The sequence below is a fragment of the Variovorax sp. WS11 genome, from assembly GCF_010499245.1.
In the GTDB taxonomy this organism is placed as follows: domain Bacteria; phylum Pseudomonadota; class Gammaproteobacteria; order Burkholderiales; family Burkholderiaceae_C; genus Variovorax.
In genome coordinates this window covers 1,817,004-1,836,220 of the sequence record NZ_JAAGOW010000001.1, presented here as the reverse complement: position 1 = coordinate 1,836,220, position 19,217 = coordinate 1,817,004, and the positions used below count along the sequence as shown (strand labels likewise).

19 protein-coding genes and 4 tRNA genes are annotated in these 19,217 nt (G+C 66.3%); 22 read left to right on the top strand and 1 reads right to left on the bottom strand.

What is annotated here, in order from left to right; all coding sequences use genetic code 11:
• Position 1 precedes the first annotated feature (1 nt).
• Genes GXN78_RS09230 through GXN78_RS09220 form a run of 3 tightly spaced genes read left to right on the top strand, consistent with a single transcriptional unit; the run spans position 2 to position 2,088 of the window.
• A complete protein-coding gene (locus GXN78_RS09230; protein WP_106557074.1) occupies positions 2–769 on the top strand; it encodes an SDR family NAD(P)-dependent oxidoreductase in 768 nt (255 codons plus the stop codon).
• Between the two features lie 39 nt (positions 770–808).
• On the top strand, positions 809–1,585 hold the full coding sequence (locus GXN78_RS09225) for an SDR family NAD(P)-dependent oxidoreductase (RefSeq protein WP_106557075.1): 777 nt from the start codon (positions 809–811) through the stop codon (positions 1,583–1,585).
• Complete coding sequence (locus GXN78_RS09220) at positions 1,582–2,088, top strand: MarR family transcriptional regulator (RefSeq protein WP_106557076.1); 507 nt, start codon at positions 1,582–1,584, stop codon at positions 2,086–2,088. Before GXN78_RS09225 ends, GXN78_RS09220 begins: the two co-directional genes overlap by 4 nt.
• Here the strand turns inward: GXN78_RS09220 and GXN78_RS09215 are convergent.
• Positions 2,085–2,675: a chalcone isomerase family protein gene (locus tag GXN78_RS09215; RefSeq protein WP_106557077.1), complete on the bottom strand. Its 591-nt coding sequence runs from the start codon at positions 2,673–2,675 to the stop codon at positions 2,085–2,087. The two genes, GXN78_RS09220 and GXN78_RS09215, sit on opposite strands and share 4 nt — an antisense overlap.
• A gap of 280 nt (positions 2,676–2,955) precedes the next feature.
• Here GXN78_RS09215 and trpE point away from each other — a divergent pair, with 280 nt between their 5' ends.
• From trpE to rpoB, 19 genes are all read left to right on the top strand, one after another.
• Positions 2,956–4,458, top strand: a complete 1,503-nt coding sequence (gene trpE / locus GXN78_RS09210; protein WP_106557078.1) for an anthranilate synthase component I — start codon at positions 2,956–2,958, stop codon at positions 4,456–4,458.
• Complete coding sequence (locus GXN78_RS09205; protein WP_106557079.1) at positions 4,455–5,039, top strand: aminodeoxychorismate/anthranilate synthase component II; 585 nt, start codon at positions 4,455–4,457, stop codon at positions 5,037–5,039. Before trpE ends, GXN78_RS09205 begins: the two co-directional genes overlap by 4 nt.
• A 4-nt stretch (positions 5,040–5,043) precedes the next feature.
• A complete protein-coding gene (gene ltaE / locus GXN78_RS09200) occupies positions 5,044–6,093 on the top strand; it encodes a low-specificity L-threonine aldolase (protein ID WP_106557080.1) in 1,050 nt (349 codons plus the stop codon).
• Positions 6,086–6,748: a LysE family translocator gene (locus tag GXN78_RS09195; RefSeq protein WP_106557081.1), complete on the top strand. Its 663-nt coding sequence runs from the start codon at positions 6,086–6,088 to the stop codon at positions 6,746–6,748. Before ltaE ends, GXN78_RS09195 begins: the two co-directional genes overlap by 8 nt.
• A 17-nt stretch (positions 6,749–6,765) precedes the next feature.
• Complete coding sequence (trpD, locus tag GXN78_RS09190; protein WP_106557082.1) at positions 6,766–7,791, top strand: anthranilate phosphoribosyltransferase; 1,026 nt, start codon at positions 6,766–6,768, stop codon at positions 7,789–7,791.
• A gap of 13 nt (positions 7,792–7,804) precedes the next feature.
• The gene (trpC, locus tag GXN78_RS09185) at positions 7,805–8,605 is read left to right on the top strand and encodes an indole-3-glycerol phosphate synthase TrpC (protein ID WP_106557083.1); all 801 of its coding nucleotides are present in this window, start codon (positions 7,805–7,807) and stop codon (positions 8,603–8,605) included.
• Positions 8,602–9,306, top strand: coding sequence for a uracil-DNA glycosylase (locus GXN78_RS09180; protein WP_106557084.1), 705 nt, complete (start codon positions 8,602–8,604; stop codon positions 9,304–9,306). The genes trpC and GXN78_RS09180 overlap by 4 nt, the downstream gene beginning before the upstream one ends.
• 137 nt (positions 9,307–9,443) lie before the next feature.
• Positions 9,444–9,529 (top strand) — tRNA-Tyr (locus tag GXN78_RS09175).
• Positions 9,530–9,649: 120 nt separating this feature from the next.
• Positions 9,650–9,723, top strand: a tRNA-Gly gene (locus tag GXN78_RS09170).
• Positions 9,724–9,765: 42 nt separating this feature from the next.
• Positions 9,766–9,840, top strand: a tRNA-Thr gene (locus GXN78_RS09165).
• 74 nt (positions 9,841–9,914) lie between these two features.
• On the top strand, positions 9,915–11,108 hold the full coding sequence (gene tuf / locus GXN78_RS09160) for an elongation factor Tu (RefSeq protein WP_106561522.1): 1,194 nt from the start codon (positions 9,915–9,917) through the stop codon (positions 11,106–11,108).
• 15 nt (positions 11,109–11,123) lie between these two features.
• A tRNA-Trp gene (locus GXN78_RS09155) sits at positions 11,124–11,199 on the top strand.
• A 143-nt stretch (positions 11,200–11,342) separates the two neighbouring features.
• Positions 11,343–11,726: a preprotein translocase subunit SecE gene (gene secE / locus GXN78_RS09150; protein ID WP_106559729.1), complete on the top strand. Its 384-nt coding sequence runs from the start codon at positions 11,343–11,345 to the stop codon at positions 11,724–11,726.
• On the top strand, positions 11,726–12,322 hold the full coding sequence (gene nusG, locus GXN78_RS09145; RefSeq protein WP_106559730.1) for a transcription termination/antitermination protein NusG: 597 nt from the start codon (positions 11,726–11,728) through the stop codon (positions 12,320–12,322). Before secE ends, nusG begins: the two co-directional genes overlap by 1 nt.
• A gap of 141 nt (positions 12,323–12,463) precedes the next feature.
• Positions 12,464–12,895 carry a 50S ribosomal protein L11 gene (gene rplK, locus GXN78_RS09140; protein ID WP_007831051.1) on the top strand — a complete coding sequence of 144 codons (432 nt, stop codon included), beginning with the start codon at positions 12,464–12,466 and terminating at the stop codon, positions 12,893–12,895.
• Positions 12,896–13,597 carry a 50S ribosomal protein L1 gene (rplA, locus tag GXN78_RS09135; RefSeq protein WP_106559731.1) on the top strand — a complete coding sequence of 234 codons (702 nt, stop codon included), beginning with the start codon at positions 12,896–12,898 and terminating at the stop codon, positions 13,595–13,597.
• A 292-nt stretch (positions 13,598–13,889) separates the two neighbouring features.
• Positions 13,890–14,420 (top strand): 50S ribosomal protein L10, encoded by a 531-nt coding sequence (gene rplJ / locus GXN78_RS09130; RefSeq protein ID WP_106559732.1) that lies wholly within the window; start codon positions 13,890–13,892, stop codon positions 14,418–14,420.
• 42 nt (positions 14,421–14,462) lie between these two features.
• Entirely contained in the window at positions 14,463–14,840 is a 378-nt protein-coding gene (gene rplL, locus GXN78_RS09125; protein ID WP_106559733.1) for a 50S ribosomal protein L7/L12, read from the top strand.
• Between the two features lie 251 nt (positions 14,841–15,091).
• Entirely contained in the window at positions 15,092–19,216 is a 4,125-nt protein-coding gene (gene rpoB, locus GXN78_RS09120) for a DNA-directed RNA polymerase subunit beta (protein WP_106559734.1), read from the top strand.
• Position 19,217: the final 1 nt, after the last annotated feature.

Here is a 19,217-nt window from a genome sequence, read left to right as displayed (position 1 = left end):
CATGGCAACGGCTGCTGCGCTGTTCTCGCTGGCCGGACGCTCGGCCTTCGTGACCGGCGCGGGCCGAGGGCTCGGTGCGGCCATTGCGCGTGGTCTGGCCGAGGCTGGGGCGCGGGTGATGCTTACCGATATCGAGGAGGCGGCAGTCGAGGCGGCGGCGGCCGGCCTGCGCGAAGCGGGCCACGAAGCCCTCGCCATGCCGCTCGACGTGCGCGACGAGGCGGCCTTCCAGCTGTGCTTCGACACCGCCGTGCAGCGCTTCGGCGGCGTCGACGTGATGGTGAGCAACGCCGCACGCACGCCGTCGACCTCGCTCTGGGACATCGGCGCCGAGGAATGGGACGAGGTCCTGGCCGTCAACCTGCGCGGCAGCTTCTTCGGCTGCCGTATCGCCGGGCGCCACATGCGCGAGCGCGGCGCGGGCCGCATCGTCAACCTCGGCTCGGTCGCCGGGCAGCAGGCCAGCGTGGCCACCGGCGTTCACTATGCGGCTTCGAAGGCGGGCGTGATCGCGCTGACCCGCGCCTTCGCTCAGGCGCTCGCGCCGCACGGCGTCACCGTGAATGCACTGGCGCCGGCCGCGGTGCGCAGCCCGCTGGTCGATGCGATGGACGAGGCGCGGCAGCGCACGCTGGCCGCCGGCATCCCGCTCGGGCGCTTCGGCGAGCCGGAAGAGGTGGCCGCGGCGGTCGTCTACCTGGCCTCGCCGGCCGCCGCCTTCATGACCGGCGCCACGCTGGACCTCAACGGCGGGCGGCTGATGCGCTGAGGCGTCCACTAAAATGATTCAGGACTAAACAATACAGGTATGCAAGCAACTCCATTGACTGGCCGCCACGCGCTCGTGACGGGCGCCGCCCGCGGCATCGGCGCCGAGATCGCGCGCACCCTGGCGGCCGAGGGGGCCGTGCTGACCCTGCTGGGGCGCGACCGCGCGGCGCTGCTGCGCGTCGCGGACTCGCTGCCGGGCAGCGGCCATGGCGTGGTGACGGCCGACGTGGCCGACCCCGAAGCCGTGCCCGCGGCCTTCGCGCAGGCGCGCGCCGAGCGCGGGCCAGTCGCGATCCTCGTCAACAACGCCGGCGCGGCCGAGAGCGCGCCCTTCCTGAAGACCTCCGTCGCCCTGTGGCAGCGCATGCTCAACGTCAACCTGACCGGCAGCTTCCTCTGCGCCCAGGCCGCGCTGCCCGGCATGCTGGAGGCGGGCTGGGGCCGCATCGTCAACATCGCGAGTACAGCTGGGCAGAAGGGCTATGCCTATGTCAGCGCCTACACGGCGGCCAAGCACGGCGTGATCGGCCTCACCCGCTCGCTGGCGCTGGAGGTGGCGCGCAAGGGCGTGACGGTGAATGCCGTCTGCCCCGGCTACACCGACACCGACATCCTGCGCGACAGCGTCAGCAACGTGGTGGGCAAGACCGGCCGCAGCGAGGCCGATGCGCTGGCCGAGTTCGCGTCCGTCAATCCGCAGCGCCGCATCGTGCAGCCGGCCGAGGTGGCGGATGCGGTGCGCTGGCTGTGCGGCGAGAGCGCGGCTTCGGTCACGGGGCAGTCGATCTCGGTCTCGGGCGGCGAGGTCACATGAAGCAGAACGACGCGTCCCATGCGCTCCTGAGCGATGCGCAGGAGCTGGGCCACGAGGCGCGCGCCGGCACCGGCGACCATGCGGTGCTCAAGCTGTGGCTGCGCATGCTGGCCAGCACCACGCAGATCGAGGCTGAGATCCGCAAGCGGCTGCGCGAGAACTTCGACATCTCGCTGGCGCGCTTCGACTACATGGCGCAGCTCTTTCGCTACCGCGAGGGCCTCAAGATGCGCGTGCTCTCGCGCTACCTGATGGTCACCGGCGGCAATGTCACCGGCCTGACGGACGAGCTCGAGCGCGAAGGCGTGGTGCAGCGCTCGCCCAGCCCGGAAGACCGTCGGGCCTGGATCGTCAGCCTGACGCCCAAGGGCCGCCGCAGCTTCGAGGCCATGGCCAAGGCGCACGAGGAATGGCTGCTGGAGCTGTTCGCTGGGCTGGACGAGAAGGCGGTGCAGCAGCTGTACGCGCAGCTCGGGGCGCTGCGCGTGCACTTGGTGAGTTAGCTCTTTCCGAGCAACGCGTCCTTCAGTTTCCAGTCGGCCGGCGCCGGGCCGAGCCAGATGCGCATCAGTGCGTTGAAGAAGGCCTGTTCCTTGATCGGTTCGCCCTGGGCCGTCTTGTTGACCGAGATCACGGTGCCGGTGCCCGGCAGCCAGTCGATGGTGAAGCTGTCGCCGGGCTTCAGCTGCTTCTGGTCGGAGAAGATCTGGCTCATGCGCAGCAGGCCGGGAATGAGCTGCGACATCTCGGCCTTGGGCGAGTTGTCTTCCACGCCGCGGGTGAAGAGCTTGCCGAGCTCGTTGGCATCGATCTCGCGCAGCATGGTGATGGTCATGCGCTTGGCGCCTGTCGCCGCCAGCACGTCATCGGGGGTCGAGGCCTTCTGCCCCAGGTAGAGGCCGGCCGTGTAGACCTTGAACACCGCCTTGTAGCGCACCCCGGCGCCATTGAGTTGCAACTTGCTGCCCTTGAGCTCGAGAGCGTCGTCGAGCTTGATGCCGGCCACATCGACCGGGGCGGCGCTCGCTGCGAGCGCGGCCAGGGCGAGGACATGGAGCGCCAGCAGGCGCTGCAGGGCGGTGCGATTCATCGGGTCTCCTCTGGGTAAAAATAATAAGTGCCCGACTGTATCTTTTTGTATTGCCGATGTCGCTGGGATAAACTCACGCTTCCATGTTCATTCATCACGTCATTCAGACAGGTCAAGGCGGCCGGGGAGCCTGGCCTTGGCGCACGCCATCGTTGCAGCCTGTTTGATTGCACGGCGCACGCCGTGCGCCCACGGCCGAGGTCCCTGTCGACCCGGCCACCTCTCATGTGAATGACACCGGCGACCACGTGGCGTCGCCGGCCGACGGAGACCCCACCCCGTGATCACCGAACTCGAATTCAAGAGCCTCAGCGCGCAGGGCTACAACCGCATCCCGCTGATGGTCGAGGCCTTTGCCGACCTCGAAACCCCCCTGTCCCTCTATCTCAAGCTGGCCCACGCCAAGGAGGGCGGCCGCCACAGCTTCCTTTTGGAATCGGTGGTGGGCGGCGAGCGCTTCGGCCGCTACAGCTTCATCGGCCTGCCGGCGCGCACCTTGCTGCGCGCCAGCGGCTTCGGCGCCGGGGCGCTGACCGAGGTCGTCACCGGCGGCAAGGTGGTCGAGGAGGCGCGGGGCAATCCGCTGGACTTCGTCGCGGCCTACCAGAAGCGCTTCAAGGTGGCGCTGCGGCCCGGCCTGCCGCGCTTCTGCGGCGGCCTGGCCGGCTACTTCGGCTACGACACCGTCCGGCACATCGAGAAAAAGCTCGAGCACAGCTGCCCGCCCGACACGCTGGGCTGTCCCGACATCCTCCTCCTGCAATGCGAGGAGCTGGCGGTGATCGACAATCTCTCGGGCAAGCTCTACCTGATCGTCTACGCCGACCCGGCGCAGCCGGAGGCCTATGCCAACGCCAAGCGGCGCCTGCGCGGGCTGCGCGAGCAGCTCAAGTATTCGGTCAGCGCGCCGCAGGTGCGGCCGACCCAGGCGCATCCGCCCGAGCGCAGCTTTGCCAAGGCCGACTACCTCGCGGCGGTGGAGCGCGCCAAGGAACTGATCGCGGCCGGCGACTTCATGCAGGTGCAGGTGGGCCAGCGCATCAGCAAGCGCTACACCGAATCGCCGCTCTCGCTCTACCGCGCGCTGCGTTCGCTCAACCCCTCGCCCTACATGTACTACTACGACCTGGGCGATTTCCACGTGGTGGGTGCCTCGCCCGAGATCCTGGTGCGCCAGGAGCACACGGGCGAGGGCGAGCAGAAGATCACCATCCGACCGCTGGCCGGCACCCGCCCGCGCGGCGCCTCGCCCGAACTGGACAAAGCGGCCGAGCAGGAGCTGCTCAACGACCCGAAGGAACGTGCCGAACATGTGATGCTGATCGACCTGGCGCGCAACGACATCGGCCGTATCGCCAAGACCGGCAGCGTGAAGGTGACCGAGGCCTTCGCCATCGAGCGCTACAGCCACGTGATGCACATCGTGAGCAACGTCGAGGGCACCTTGAAAGACGGCATGACCGCGATCGACGTGCTCAAGGCCACCTTCCCGGCCGGCACCCTGACGGGCGCGCCCAAGGTGCATGCGATGGAGCTGATCGACCAACTGGAGCCCACCAAGCGCGGGCTCTACGGCGGCGCCTGCGGCTACATCAGCTACGCGGGGGACATGGACGTCGCGATCGCCATCCGCACGGGCATCGTGAAGGACCAGATGCTGCACGTGCAGGCGGCGGCCGGGGTGGTCGCCGATTCGGTGCCGGAGTTGGAGTGGAAGGAAACGGAGGCGAAGGCAAGGGCCTTGCTGCGCGCCGCTGAACTGGTCGAGGAGGGCCTGGAATGAAGCTGCTGATGATCGACAACTACGACAGCTTCACCTACAACCTCGTCCAGTATTTCGGCGAGCTGGGCGCGGAGGTGGAGGTGCATCGCAACGACGAGATCACGGTCGAGGAACTGGGCGAGCGCATCGCCGCCGGCGTCGGTCGGCTGGTGATCTCGCCCGGACCGTGCTCGCCGGCCGAAGCCGGCATCTCGGTCGAGGCGATCAAGCAATTCGCCGGCAAGCTGCCGATCCTCGGCGTCTGCCTGGGCCACCAGGCGATCGGCGCGGCCTTCGGCGCTCGCATCATCCGTGCGCAGCAGCTGATGCACGGCAAGACCAGCGAGATCACGACCACGCGCGAGGGCGTGTTCACCGGGCTGCCCGAGAAGTTCGTGGTCAACCGCTATCACTCGCTGTCCATCGAGCGCGACTCGTGCCCCGGCGATCTCAAGATCACCGCCTGGACCGAGGACGGCGAGATCATGGGCGTGCGCCATGCCGGCTTCGAGCAGGCGGTGCGCATCGAGGGCGTCCAGTTCCATCCGGAATCCATCCTGACCGAGCACGGCCATGCCATGCTCAAGAACTTCCTGGAGTGAAGCGATGAGCCATCCCCTGGTCGACCTGCGCAGCGATACCGTCACCCGGCCCACTGCGGCGATGCGCGCAGCCATGTTCGAGGCCCCACTGGGCGACGACGTGTTCGGCGACGACCCGAGTGTCAACGCGCTGCAGGCGCAGATCGCCGAGATGCTGGGTTTCGAAGCGGCGCTCTTCGTGCCCACGGGGACGCAGAGCAACTTCTGCGGAATCCTCGCCCACTGCCAGCGCGGCGACGAGTACATCGTGGGCCAGATGGCGCACTGCTACCGCTGGGAAGGCGGCGGCGCGGCGGTGTTCGGCAGCGTGCAGCCGCAGCCGCTGGACCACCAGCCGGACGGCACGCTGGCGCTGAAGGATATCGAGGCCGCCATCAAGCCCGATGACGCGCACTTCGCCCGCACCCGCCTGCTGGCGCTGGAAAACACGCTGGGCGGCAAGCTGCTGCCCTTCGACTATGTCGAGCAGGCCACGCAGCTCGCGCAGCGCAAGGGCCTGGCCCGCCATCTCGATGGCGCGCGGCTCTTCAATGCCGCGGTCGCGCAGGCGGCACAGCGCGGCACCGATGCGCGGGCCGAGGCACGGCGCATTGCGGGTTGCTTCGACAGCGTCTCGGTCTGCTTCAGCAAGGGGCTCGGCGCGCCGGTGGGGTCGGCACTGTGCGGATCGCGCGAGCTGATCGCGCGGGCCCACCGTATCCGCAAGATGGCCGGCGGCGGCATGCGCCAGGCCGGCATGCTGGCGGCCGCCGCGTCCCATGCGCTGCAGCATCACATCGATCGCCTCGCAGAGGACCACGCGCTCGCACGCCGCCTGGCCGAGGGCCTGGCCGGGATCGAGGGCCTGAAGGTCGAGGGGCCGCAGACCAACCTGCTCTTCGTCGACCTCGTGGGCGAGGCGCAGGCGCGATCGGCCGAGCTGCTGGCGCATCTGAAGGGCCAGGGTGTGCTCGCCACGGGCCTGTACCGCCTGCGTTTCGCCACGCACCTGGACGTCGATGCCGCAGGGATCGACCGCGCCATCGCCGCCATCCGGAGCTTCTTCCATGCCTGACGCACATTCCCTGCTGCTCTTCGTCGCCGCCGGCCTGCTGTTGAACCTGACGCCTGGCCCCGACGTGCTCTACATCGTGACCCGGTCGCTGCGTTCGGGCGTGCGCGCCGGCATCGTGGCAGGCCTGGGCATCACCGCGGGCTGCTTCGTGCACATCGCGGCCGCCGCGGTGGGCGTGGGCGCGTTGATGGCAACCTCCACGGCGCTGTTCACGGCGCTCAAGTGGGTCGGAGCGGCCTACCTGCTGTGGGTCGGCGTGCGCATGCTGGCGTCGCGCATGCCGGAGGAGGATCTGCTGCCGGTCGAGGGCGCGCATGAGCGTGCCGACCTCAAGAGCGTGTTCCTTGGCGGCTTCTGGACCAATGTGCTCAACCCGAAGGTGGCGCTGTTCTTCCTGGCTTTCGTGCCGCAGTTCATCGCGCCCGAGACGGCCAACAAGCCGCTGGCTTTCCTGCTGCTCGGAACGCTGTTCAACGTCAATGCGATCTTCGTGAACGTCGGCTGGGCATTGCTCGCAGGATGGACCGCGCGCCGCGTTGGCGCGGTACGGCGCGGCATGCACTGGCTGGAGCGCGGCGCGGGCGCCCTGTTCATCGGCTTTGGCATCCGGCTTGCGCTCGCGGAGAATCCGGGGCCGGTCCCGTCCGTTCACTAACCCAGGGAGACTTCACCATGCCCATCACCCCCCAGGAAGCCCTGCAGCGCACCATCGAGCACCGCGAGGTGTTCCATGACGAGATGCTGCACATCGTGCGTCTGATCATGAGCGGCGAATGCTCGCCGGTGATGATGGCCGCGCTGATCACCGGCCTGCGCGTCAAGAAGGAAACCATCGGCGAAATCACCGCCGCCGCGCAGGTGATGCGCGAGGTCTCGACCAAGGTGCCGGTGGCCGACACGCGCCACCTGGTCGACATCGTGGGCACCGGCGGCGACGGCTCGCACACCTTCAACATCTCGACCTGCTCGATGTTCGTGGCCGCCGCGGCGGGTGCCAAGGTCAGCAAGCACGGCGGGCGCAGCGTGAGCAGCAAGTCCGGCAGCGCCGACGTGCTGGAGTCGCTGGGCGTCAACATCAACCTCAAGCCCGAGCAGATCGCGAAGTGCATCGCCGACGTGGGCATCGGCTTCATGTTCGCGCCCAACCACCACCCGGCGATGAAGAACGTGGCGCCGGTGCGCAAGGAGCTGGGCATCAAGACCATCTTCAACATCCTGGGGCCGCTCACCAATCCGGCCGGCGCGCCGAACATCCTGATGGGTGTGTTCCACCCCGACCTGGTCGGCATCCAGGTGCGCGCGCTGCAGCGGCTGGGCGCCGAGCATGCGCTGGTGGTTTACGGACGCGACGGCATGGACGAGATCTCGCTCGGCGCCGCCACCATGGTCGGCGAGCTGAAGAACGGCGAGGTGCGCGAGTACGAGCTGCATCCCGAGGACTTCGGCTTCGCGATGTCGAGCAATCGCACGCTGCGCGTGGAGACGCCCGAGCAATCGAAGGCGATGCTGCTGGGCGTGCTGGACAACCAGCCCGGGCCGGCGCGCGACATCGTGATCCTCAATGCGGGCGCCGCGCTCTATGCGGCCGACCTGGTCGACTCGATGGCAGGCGGGATCGCGCGTGCCCGCGCGGCCCTGGAATCGGGCGCGGCGAAGGCCAAGCTGGCCGAGCTGGTCCAGGCGACCAATGCGGGTTGAGGAGGCGGGAAGCATGTCGGACATCCTCGAGAAGATCGTCGCCGTCAAGCGGGAGGAGGTGGCCGCGGCGGTCAAGAAGCGCTCCCTCGAAGCGATCCGCTTCGATGCCGAGAGCCGGATGCTCACGCGCGACTTCACCGGCGCGCTGCGAGCCAAGATCGCGGGCGGCCAGGCGGCGGTGATCGCGGAGGTCAAGAAGGCCAGCCCGAGCAAAGGCGTGCTGCGTGCCGACTTCGTTCCGGCCGACATCGCGCAGAGTTATGCCGAGGGCGACGGCGCCGTCAGCGCAGCCTGCCTCTCGGTGCTGACCGATCGCCAGTTCTTCCAGGGCGGCGTCGACTACCTCAAGCAGGCGCGTGCCTCCTGCGAGCTGCCGGTGCTGCGCAAGGATTTCATCGTCGACGCCTACCAGGTCTACGAATCGCGCGCCATTGGCGCCGACGCGATCCTGCTGATCGCGGCCTGCCTGGACGACGCGCAGATGCGCGAGTTCGAGGCGATCGCGGCGGGGCTGGGCATGGCGGTGCTGGTCGAGGTGCATGACGCGGCCGAGCTCGAGCGGGCGTTGAAGCTGCGCACGCCGCTCATCGGGGTCAACAACCGCAACCTGCGGACCTTCGAGGTCTCGGTGCAGACCACCCTCGATCTGCTGCCGAGGGTTCCTGCGGATCGCCTGCTCGTCACCGAGTCCGGCATCACGTCGCGTGAGGATGTGGCGAAGCTGCGCGCCGCCGGCATCCATGCCTTCCTGGTGGGTGAGGCCTTCATGCGTGCGGACGAGCCGGGCGAGGCATTGGCCGCCCTGTTCCGATGAGCGCGCTGTCCACCCAGCTGCAGAGCAGCGATCCGGCCGATTGGCCGGTGGCTTCGGCCTGGCAGCCCCTGGTCGACGAATTCTTCGGCTCGCCGGCCGGGCTGAAGCTGGTCGATTTCCTGCACGAGCGGCTGAAGGCCGGCGCGGCCATCTTTCCGCCGCGCCCGCTGCGCGCGCTCGAGCTCACCCCGCCGGACGCAGTGCGCGTCGTGATCCTGGGCCAGGACCCGTACCACGGGCGCGGCCAGGCAGAGGGGCTGGCCTTCTCGGTGGCGCCGGGCGTGGCCCTGCCGCCCTCGCTGCGCAACATCTTCAAGGAACTGGAGCGCGACCTGGGCACGCCGCCGCCGCGATTCCCCGAGCCGGGTGGCAGCCTGGTCAAGTGGGCCGCCCACGGCGTGCTGCTGCTCAACACCTGCCTCACCGTGGAGGAAGGCCAGCCGGCCAGTCATTCGGGCCGCGGGTGGGAAGTGCTGACCGATGCCGTGATCCGGCACGTCGCTCAGGGCGAGCGCCCGGTGGTGTTCATGCTGTGGGGCTCGCATGCGCAGAGCAAGCGCGCGCTGATCGACAGCCGCCGTCACAAGGTGCTGACCGCCAACCATCCTTCGCCGCTGTCCGCCCTGCGCCCGCCAGTGCCCTTCATCGGCTGCGGGCACTTCGGCCAGGCGCGGGCGTGGCGTGAGGCCCAGGGCCTTTGATTGATCCGGGTGAAATCATGCAGGCAGCTGGCGTGTGCGGAGGCGTTTCGATGGGGCTGCCCGTCGCGCCGCCGCGACCGGGCCCCATCCCTGTCATCGACCTGACCTGCCAACCGTGCTATATTTCGAGGTTCGCCGGAGAGGTGGCCGAGTGGTTAATGGCAGCAGACTGTAAATCTGCCCTCTTACGAGTACGCTGGTTCGAATCCAGCCCTCTCCACCAGCGAAGAACGGATTTTGCAGAGCGTTTGAATGACGGGTTTCGGTGCAAAGCTGGAAGGCGAAAGCGCAGAACCCGGACCGTGCTTCGGTGCGGCCCTGGCTAGAGGGGTTGCACCGCGATGCGGGAGTAGTTCAATGGTAGAACCCTAGCCTTCCAAGCTAATGACGCGGGTTCGATTCCCGTCTCCCGCTCCAAGAATCCGGTTCGACGCGAGGCGCAGGTTTTTTGAGTATTTCGCCCATTTGGCTCAGTGGTAGAGCACTCCCTTGGTAAGGGAGAGGTCGCGGGTCCGATTCCCGCAATGGGCACCAGTCTTGGGGTTGCAGCCGGCCGGTTGCAACCCCATGTCAGTGTGTTGATCTAGTTATTTTTCGGAGTCGAGAAAATGGCAAAAGGAAAATTCACCCGCACGAAGCCGCACGTGAACGTGGGCACGATCGGTCACGTGGACCATGGCAAGACCACCCTGACGGCGGCCATTGCGACCGTGCTGTCGGCCAAGTTCGGCGGTGAAGCCAAGGCCTACGACCAGATCGACGCGGCGCCTGAAGAAAAGGCGCGCGGCATCACCATCAACACCGCGCACGTCGAGTACGAGACGGCCAACCGCCACTACGCTCACGTCGACTGCCCCGGCCACGCCGACTACGTCAAGAACATGATCACCGGTGCCGCGCAGATGGACGGTGCCATCCTCGTGTGCTCCGCCGCCGACGGCCCCATGCCCCAGACCCGCGAGCACATCCTGCTGGCGCGCCAGGTGGGTGTGGGCTACATCATCGTCTACCTCAACAAGTGCGACATGGTCGACGACAAGGAGCTGCTGGAGCTCGTCGAGATGGAAGTGCGCGAGCTGCTCGACAAGTACGAATTCCCCGGTGACGACACCCCCATCATCCACGGCTCGGCCAAGCTGGCCCTGGAAGGCGACAAGGGCGAGCTCGGCGAAGGCTCCATCATGAAGCTGGCCGAGGCCCTGGACACCTACATCCCCACGCCCGAGCGCGCTGTGGACGGCACCTTCCTGATGCCCGTGGAAGACGTCTTCTCCATCTCCGGCCGCGGCACGGTGGTGACCGGCGCCGTCGAGCGCGGTGTCATCAAGGTCGGCGAGGAAATCGAGATCGTCGGCATCCGTCCGACCCAGAAGACCACCTGCACCGGCGTGGAAATGTTCCGCAAGCTGCTCGACCAGGGCCAGGCGGGCGACAACGTCGGCGTGCTGCTGCGCGGTACCAAGCGTGAAGAAGTCGAGCGCGGCCAGGTGCTGTGCAAGCCCGGCTCCATCAAGCCCCACACCCACTTCACCGCCGAGGTGTACGTGCTGAGCAAGGACGAGGGCGGGCGTCACACGCCGTTCTTCAACAACTACCGTCCGCAGTTCTACTTCCGCACGACCGACGTGACCGGTGCGATCGAGCTGCCCACGGACAAGGAGATGGTCATGCCCGGCGACAACGTGTCCATCACGGTGAAGCTGATCAACCCCATCGCCATGGAAGAAGGCCTGCGCTTCGCCATCCGCGAGGGCGGCCGCACCGTGGGCTCGGGCGTCGTGGCGAAGATCCTCGACATCTAACGACAGATTTCGCGGAGGGGTATAGCTCAATTGGCAGAGCGTCGGTCTCCAAAACCGAAGGTTGTAGGTTCGATTCCTACTGCCCCTGCCACCCGAAGGTGGCGTTGAGAAATCCCGTCGCGAAACCGGCGGGCTGAGGAAACCCGAAGAGCCCGTCATGACCTGGCGGGCTTCGGCGTCTGGAAAGACGCCATGAATTGAAGAGGCCGCAAGGCCACAGGAACAAAGCCCAGGATGGCTACTTCTCAAATCGAAACCGTGAGCACCGGCGCAGACAAGGCCAAGCTGGCAGTGGCTGTCGTGCTGGCGGTGGGCGCCATCGTGGCGTTCTATCTGCTCTCGCGCCAGGGCGCGCTCGTGCAGTGGGCCGTCCTGCTGGTGGGCCTGGCGGCCGCCGTGGGCGCGTTCGCGAGTTCGGAGAACGGTCGCCAGTTGTGGGCCTTCGGCCGCGATTCGTGGCGCGAGGTCAAGAAGGTCGTGTGGCCGACCCGCAAGGAAGCCATCCAGATGACGGCCTATGTGTTCGCCTTCGTCGTGGTCATGTCCATCTTCCTCTGGCTCACGGATAAGACGCTCGAATGGGTGTTTTTCGACCTCATTCTGGGCTGGAGAAAATGATGACTGACGAAGCTGTCGACACAACGCCGGAACAAGCACCCCTGCTGGCGCCGCCCACCAACCCAGACCTGCGCTGGTACGTGGTGCATGCGTACTCGGGCATGGAAAAGGCCGTGGAGCGCAATATCACCGAGCGCATCAATCGCGCCGGCATGCAAGACAAGTTCGGCCGCATCCTGGTGCCGACCGAGGAAGTGGTCGAGATCAAGAACGGCCAGAAGCGCACCACCGAGCGCCGCTTCTTCCCGGGCTACGTGCTGGTCGAAATGATCATGGACGACGAGAGCTGGCACCTGGTGAAGCACACCAACAAGGTGACGGGTTTCGTTGGCGGCGCGAAGAACCGGCCGGCCCCCATCTCGCAAAAGGAAGTCGAGGACATCGTCTCCCAAATGCAGCAGGGCACCGAGAAGCCGCGTCACAAGGTCGAGTTCATCGTGGGCGAGTTCGTGCGCGTCAAGGAAGGCCCGTTCACCGACTTCAACGGCACGGTCGAGGAAGTCAACTACGAGAAGAGCAAGGTGCGCGTGTCGGTCATGATCTTCGGCCGCGCGACACCTGTCGAACTCGAATTCAGCCAGGTCGAAAAGACCTGAACAAGGCCAGGTGTCCTGGCCTCGTATTTGTGTGGTTTCCTGCTCCCCCGACTCGGCAGGAAACGTCAATCGAAGAGTCGTCAACCCCCGGGGAGCTGCGGCCGAGAAGGCCAAGGCGCTATGACCCGCAAGGAGTAAAGCATGGCGAAGAAAATCGTCGGCTTCATCAAGCTGCAAGTGCCAGCTGGTAAAGCCAATCCGTCGCCGCCGATCGGCCCCGCACTGGGCCAGCGCGGTTTGAACATCATGGAATTCTGCAAGGCGTTCAACGCGCAGACCCAGGGCGTCGAGCCCGGCCTGCCGCTGCCGGTGGTCATCACCGCGTTCGCCGACAAGAGCTTCACCTTCATCATCAAGACGCCGCCGGCGATCACGCTGATCAAGAAGGCCATCAAGCTCGAGAAGGGTTCCGCACGTCCGCACACCGACAAGGTCGGCAAGATCACGCGCGCGCAGCTCGAGGAGATCGCCAAGGCCAAGATGAAGGACCTGACCGCCGCCGATCTGGACGCCGCGGTCCGCACCATCGCCGGCTCTGCCCGCTCGATGGGCGTGAATGTGGAGGGCGTGTAAATGGCCAAGATCACCAAGAAACAAAAGGCGCAGGCAGGCAAGGTCGACAGCAACAAGCTGTACCCGCTCGTCGACGCGATTGGCATCGTCAAGGAAGCCGCCACCGCGAAGTTCGATGAGTCGATCGACGTGGCCGTGCAGCTCGGCATCGACGCCAAGAAGTCCGACCAGGTGGTGCGCGGTGCCGTCGTGATGCCCAACGGCACCGGTAAGACCAAGCGCGTGGCCGTGTTCGCCCAGGGCGCCAAGGCCGAGGAAGCCAAGGCCGCCGGCGCCGACATCGTCGGCATGGACGACCTGGCCGCTCAAGTGAAGGCTGGCGACATGCCCTTCGACGTGGTGATCGCCGCGCCGGACGCGATGCGCGTGGTCGGTGCACTGGGTCAGATCCTGGGCCCCCGCGGCCTGATGCCGAACCCCAAGGTCGGCACCGTGACCCCCGACGTTGCCACCGCCGTCAAGAACGCCAAGGCTGGCCAGGTGCAGTTCCGCGTCGACAAGGCCGGGATCATCCACGGCACGATCGGCCGCCGTTCGTTCGATACCGACAAGCTGCAGGGCAACTTGGCTGCATTGATCGAGGCGCTGGTCAAGGCCAAGCCGGCTTCGAGCAAGGGCATCTACCTGCGCAAGGTGGCCGTGTCGTCGACGATGGGTGTGGGTGTCCGCGTGGACACGCAGACCATCTCGGCCCAGGGCTGAGGCGCATGAAAGCGGGCCCTGCCTCGGCAGGGCCCCGAAGAGATCGGCCCCGTTGTCTGTCAAAGGGCGGCGGGGCGATGTGGTGGGTCGAGGCGGCGCGCAAGCGCTGTCCCGGGCCATCCAAGACCGCTGGCGTGCAGGAGGGCCTGCACTTAATCGCCTCGACCTTCGCGAGGCAGCCAGCGCAGATGGCGATCCCGCTGCAAGGAATCCGTTTCCGAAACAGTTGGTCGCTGCATGAAGCGCGTCCCGAGGCCTCCGAGCCGAAGGATGCATTGAAAAGGAGTAGACCTTGAGTCTGAATCGCAGTGAGAAAGAAGCGGTCATCAGTGATGTGACCAGCCTCGCCGCAAAAGCTCAAACGCTCGTGATGGCGGAATACCGTGGCATCACGGTCGCCGACATGACCCGTCTGCGCAACGATGCGCGCAGCAAGGGCGTGACCCTGAGTGTTCTCAAGAACACCCTGGCACGCCGTGCTGTCGCTGGTAGCGCGTTCGAAGTCGTCGGGGACCAGATGACCGGTCCGCTGATCTATGGCTTCTCCGAGGATGCCGTGGCCGCCGCGAAGGTGGTGGCCGATTTCGCGAAGACCAACGACAAGCTGGTCATTCGCGGCGGCGCCTTCGGTGGCAAGGCCCTGGACGTCGAAGGCGTGAAGCAACTGGCCAACATCCCTTCCAAGGAAGTGCTGCTGGCGCAACTGCTGGGCTTGATGCAGTCCCCGATCTCGCGCACGGCCCGTGTCCTGGCCGCGCTCGCCGAGAAGCGTGGTGGCGGCGAAGCCCCGGCCGAGGCTGCGGCCGAAGCCCAAGCCGCCTGAGCTTGCTTTTGAAAATTTCAACCCAATTGTTAGGAACCCCAAATGGCATTCGATAAAGACGCATTTCTGACCGCGCTGGACAGCATGACGGTCCTGGAACTCAACGACCTGGTGAAAGCCATCGAAGAGAAGTTCGGCGTGAGCGCCGCAGCCATGGCCGCCCCGGCCGCCGGTGGTGGCGGTGCCGCTGCCGCTGCCGTCGAGGAAAAGACCGAGTTCAACGTCATGCTGATGGAAGCCGGCGCGAACAAGGTTTCCGCGATCAAGGCCGTGCGCGAAATCACCGGCCTGGGCCTGAAGGAAGCCAAGGACCTGGTGGAAGCCGCTCCCAAGGCCGTGAAGGAAGGCGTGGCCAAGGCCGACGCCGAAGCGATGAAGAAGAAGCTGGAAGACGCCGGCGCGAAGGCGGAATTGAAGTAATTCAGTTCCCACGCAGGGCTGGAGTGTGCCGAAAGGCCCTCCAGCCTTTGCCGCTTTCAGAGCGCACCCAAAAGCCGGCCAAGACCGAGGCGGTTTTTGAGTGTCTTCTGACCCCGACTGCAGAAGACCCCTTGGTTCGGGTGATGTGCAACGCATCACTGTCCGCCAACGGCTGGTAGTGGCCAGCCGCCAAGCAGTGGCGCGAAAGCGCTGCTGACAAGTCGCTGAAGATCTCAAGCTCCGGAGCTCTCATGGCCCAAACGTCCACGTACAGTTACACCGAACGCAAGCGCATCCGAAAGAACTTCGGCAATCGCGACAGCGTCGTCGAAATTCCCTACCTGCTCCAGATGCAGAAGGACGCCTACACCGCGTTCCTGCAAGCAGGGATCCCGCCCCAGAAACGCACCGTGGAAGGCCTGCAGGCCGCATTCGACGCCGCTTTCCCCATCGTCTCGCACAACGGTTTCGTGGAGATGAAGTTTCTCGAGTACAACCTCGCGAAGCCGGCGTTCGACGTGCGCGAGTGCCAGACCCGCGGCCTGACCTTCGCCTCGGCCGTGCGCGCCAAGGTGCAGCTGATCATCTACGACCGCGAGTCCTCGACCTCGCAGTCGAAGGTGGTCAAGGAAGTGAAGGAGCAGGAGGTCTACATGGGCGAAGTGCCGCTCATGACCGAAAAAGGCTCCTTCATCATCAACGGCACAGAGCGCGTGATCGTCTCGCAGCTGCACCGCTCGCCGGGCGTGTTCTTCGAGCATGACAAGGGCAAGACGCACAGCTCGGGCAAGCTGTTGTTCTCGGCCCGCGTGATCCCCTACCGCGGCTCCTGGCTGGACTTCGAGTTCGACCCGAAGGACATGCTGTACTTCCGCGTCGACCGCCGCCGCAAGATGCCGGTGACGATCCTGCTGAAGGCCATCGGCCTGAACCCGGAATCGATCCTCGCGAACTTCTTCGTCAACGACAACTTCCGCCTGATGGACAGCGGCGCGCAGATGGAGTTCGTCTCCGAGCGCCTGCGCGGCGAAGTCGCGCGCTTCGACATCACCGACAAGTCGGGCAAGGTCGTGGTCGCCAAGGACAAGCGCGTCACCGCGCGCCACACGCGCGAGCTCGAGCAGACGGACACCACGCACATCAGCGTTCCGGAAGACTTCCTGGTCGGCCGCGTGCTGGCACGCAACATCGTCGACCCCGACTCCGGCGAGATCCTGGCCAAGGCCAACGACGAGCTGACCGAGGCGCTGCTGAAGAAGCTGCGCGCCGCCGGCGTGCAGGAGCTGCAGGCCATTTACACCAACGAGCTCGACCAGGGTGCGTACATTTCGCAGACCCTGCGCATCGACGAGACGGTGGACGAGTTCGCCGCGCGCGTGGCCATCTACCGCATGATGCGCCCCGGCGAGCCGCCGACGGAAGACGCGGTGCAGGCCCTGTTCCAGCGCCTGTTCTACAACCCCGACACCTACGACCTGTCGCGCGTCGGTCGCATGAAGTTCAACGCCAAGGTCGGCCGCGACGAGTCGACCGGCCCGATGGTGCTGACCAACGAGGACATCCTCGCCGTGGTCAAGATCCTGGTGGACCTGCGCAACGGCCGCGGCGAAGTGGACGACATCGACCACCTCGGCAACCGCCGCGTGCGCTGTGTCGGCGAACTGGCCGAGAACCAGTACCGCACCGGCCTCGCCCGCATCGAGAAGGCCGTCAAGGAGCGTCTGGGGCAGGCCGAGCAAGAGCCGCTGATGCCGCACGACCTGATCAACAGCAAGCCGATCTCGGCCGCGCTGAAGGAATTCTTCGGCGCCTCGCAGCTGTCGCAGTTCATGGACCAGACCAATCCGCTGTCCGAGATCACGCACAAGCGTCGCGTCTCGGCCCTCGGCCCGGGCGGTCTGACGCGCGAGCGTGCCGGCTTCGAAGTGCGCGACGTGCACGTCACGCACTACGGCCGCGTGTGCCCGATCGAAACGCCTGAAGGCCCGAACATCGGCCTGATCAATTCGCTGGCGCTGTACGCCCGCCTGAACGAGTACGGTTTCATCGAGACGCCGTACCGCCGCGTGGTGGACGGCAAGGTCACGAACGAGATCGACTACCTGTCGGCCATCGAGGAAGGCAAGTACGTGATCGCGCAGGCCAACGCCGCGCTCGACAAGGACGGCCGCCTGACGGGCGACCTGGTGTCGGCGCGCGAAACCGGCGAATCGATCCTGGTCTCCGCCGAGCGCGTGCAGTACATGGACGTGTCGCCGGCGCAGATCGTGTCGGTGGCCGCCTCGCTCGTGCCCTTCCTGGAGCACGACGACGCGAACCGCGCGCTGATGGGCGCCAACATGCAGCGCCAGGCGGTGCCCGTGCTGCGTCCAGAGAAGGCTTTCGTCGGCACCGGCATCGAGCGCGTCTCCGCGATCGACTCCGGCACGGTGGTCACGGCCACCCGCGGCGGCGTGGTCGACTATGTCGATGCCACCCGCATCGTGGTGCGCGTGAACGACGCCGAAGCGGCGGCAGGCGAAGTCGGCGTGGACATCTACAACCTGATCAAGTACCAGCGTTCGAACCAGAACACGAACATCCACCAGCGTCCGATCGTCAAGCGCGGCGACACGATCGCCAAGGGCGACGTCATCGCCGACGGCGCCTCGACCGATCTGGGCGAGCTGGCGCTGGGCCAGAACATGCTGGTCGCGTTCATGCCCTGGAACGGCTACAACTTCGAAGACTCGATCCTGATCAGCGAACGCGTGGTCGCCGAAGACCGCTACACCTCGATCCACATCGAGGAACTGGTGGTGATGGCGCGCGACACCAAGCTGGGCGCGGAAGAAATCACCCGCGACATCCCGAACCTGGCCGAGCAGCAGCTCAACCGCCTGGACGAATCCGGGATCATCTACGTCGGCGCCGAAGTGCAGCCCGGCGACACGCTGGTCGGCAAGGTCACGCCCAAGGGCGAGACCACGCTGACGCCTGAAGAGAAGCTGCTGCGCGCGATCTTCGGCGAGAAGGCCTCCGACGTGAAGGACACCTCGCTGCGCGTGGACCAGGGCTCGCAAGGCACCGTGATCGACGTGCAGGTGTTCACCCGCGAAGGCATCCAGCGCGACAAGCGTGCCCAGCAGATCATCGACGACGAGCTCAAGCGCTTCCGCCTCGACCTGAACGACCAGCTGCGCATCGTCGAGGCCGACGCCTTCGACCGGATCGAGAAGCTCCTGACCGGCAAGGTCGCCAACGGCGGCCCGAACAAGCTGGCCAAGGGCAGCAAGCTCGACAAGGCGTACCTCTCGTCGATCGAGAAGTTCCACTGGTTCGACATCCGCCCGGCGGAAGACGAGGTGGCCTCGCAGCTCGAGTCGATCAAGAACTCGCTGGAGCAGACGCGCCACAGCTTCGACCTCGCGTTCGAAGAGAAGCGCAAGAAGCTCACGCAGGGCGACGAGCTGCCCGCGGGCGTGCTGAAGATGGTCAAGGTCTACCTGGCCGTCAAGCGCCGCCTGCAACCCGGCGACAAGATGGCCGGCCGCCACGGCAACAAGGGTGTGGTGTCGAAGATCGTTCCGGTCGAGGACATGCCGCACATGGCTGACGGCACGCCGTGCGACATCTGCCTGAACCCGCTGGGCGTGCCCTCGCGGATGAACGTCGGGCAGGTGCTCGAGGTGCATCTGGGCTGGGCCGGCAAGGGCGTGGGCCAGCGCATCGGCGACCTGCTGCAGGCCGAGGCCAAGGTGGCCGAGCTGCGCCAGTTCATGGACAAGCTCTACAACGGCTCGGGCCGCAAGGAAGACCTCGCCAAGCTGAGCGATGCCGACGTGCTCGAGATGGCCGGCAACCTGTCGACCGGCGTGCCTTTCGCGACGCCCGTGTTCGACGGCGCCTCGGAAGAGGAAATCCGCGGCATGCTGCACCTTGCCTATCCGGACGAGATCGCCAAGGCCAAGGGCCTGACCGCGACGCGCACGCAGGCTTACCTGTACGACGGACGCACGGGCGACCAGTTCGAGCGTCCGGTCACGGTCGGCTACATGCACGTGCTCAAGCTGCACCACCTGGTGGACGACAAGATGCACGCCCGTTCGACCGGTCCCTACAGCCTGGTCACGCAGCAGCCGCTGGGCGGCAAGGCGCAGTTCGGCGGCCAGCGGTTCGGGGAAATGGAAGTGTGGGCGCTCGAAGCCTACGGCGCCGCCTACGTCCTGCAGGAAATGCTGACCGTGAAGTCCGACGACGTGCAGGGCCGCACCAAGGTCTACGAAAGCATCGTCAAGGGCGAACACTCGATCGAAGCCGGCATGCCGGAATCGTTCAATGTGCTGGTCAAGGAAATCCGTTCCTTGGGCCTCGACATTGAACTTGAACGCTCGTAAA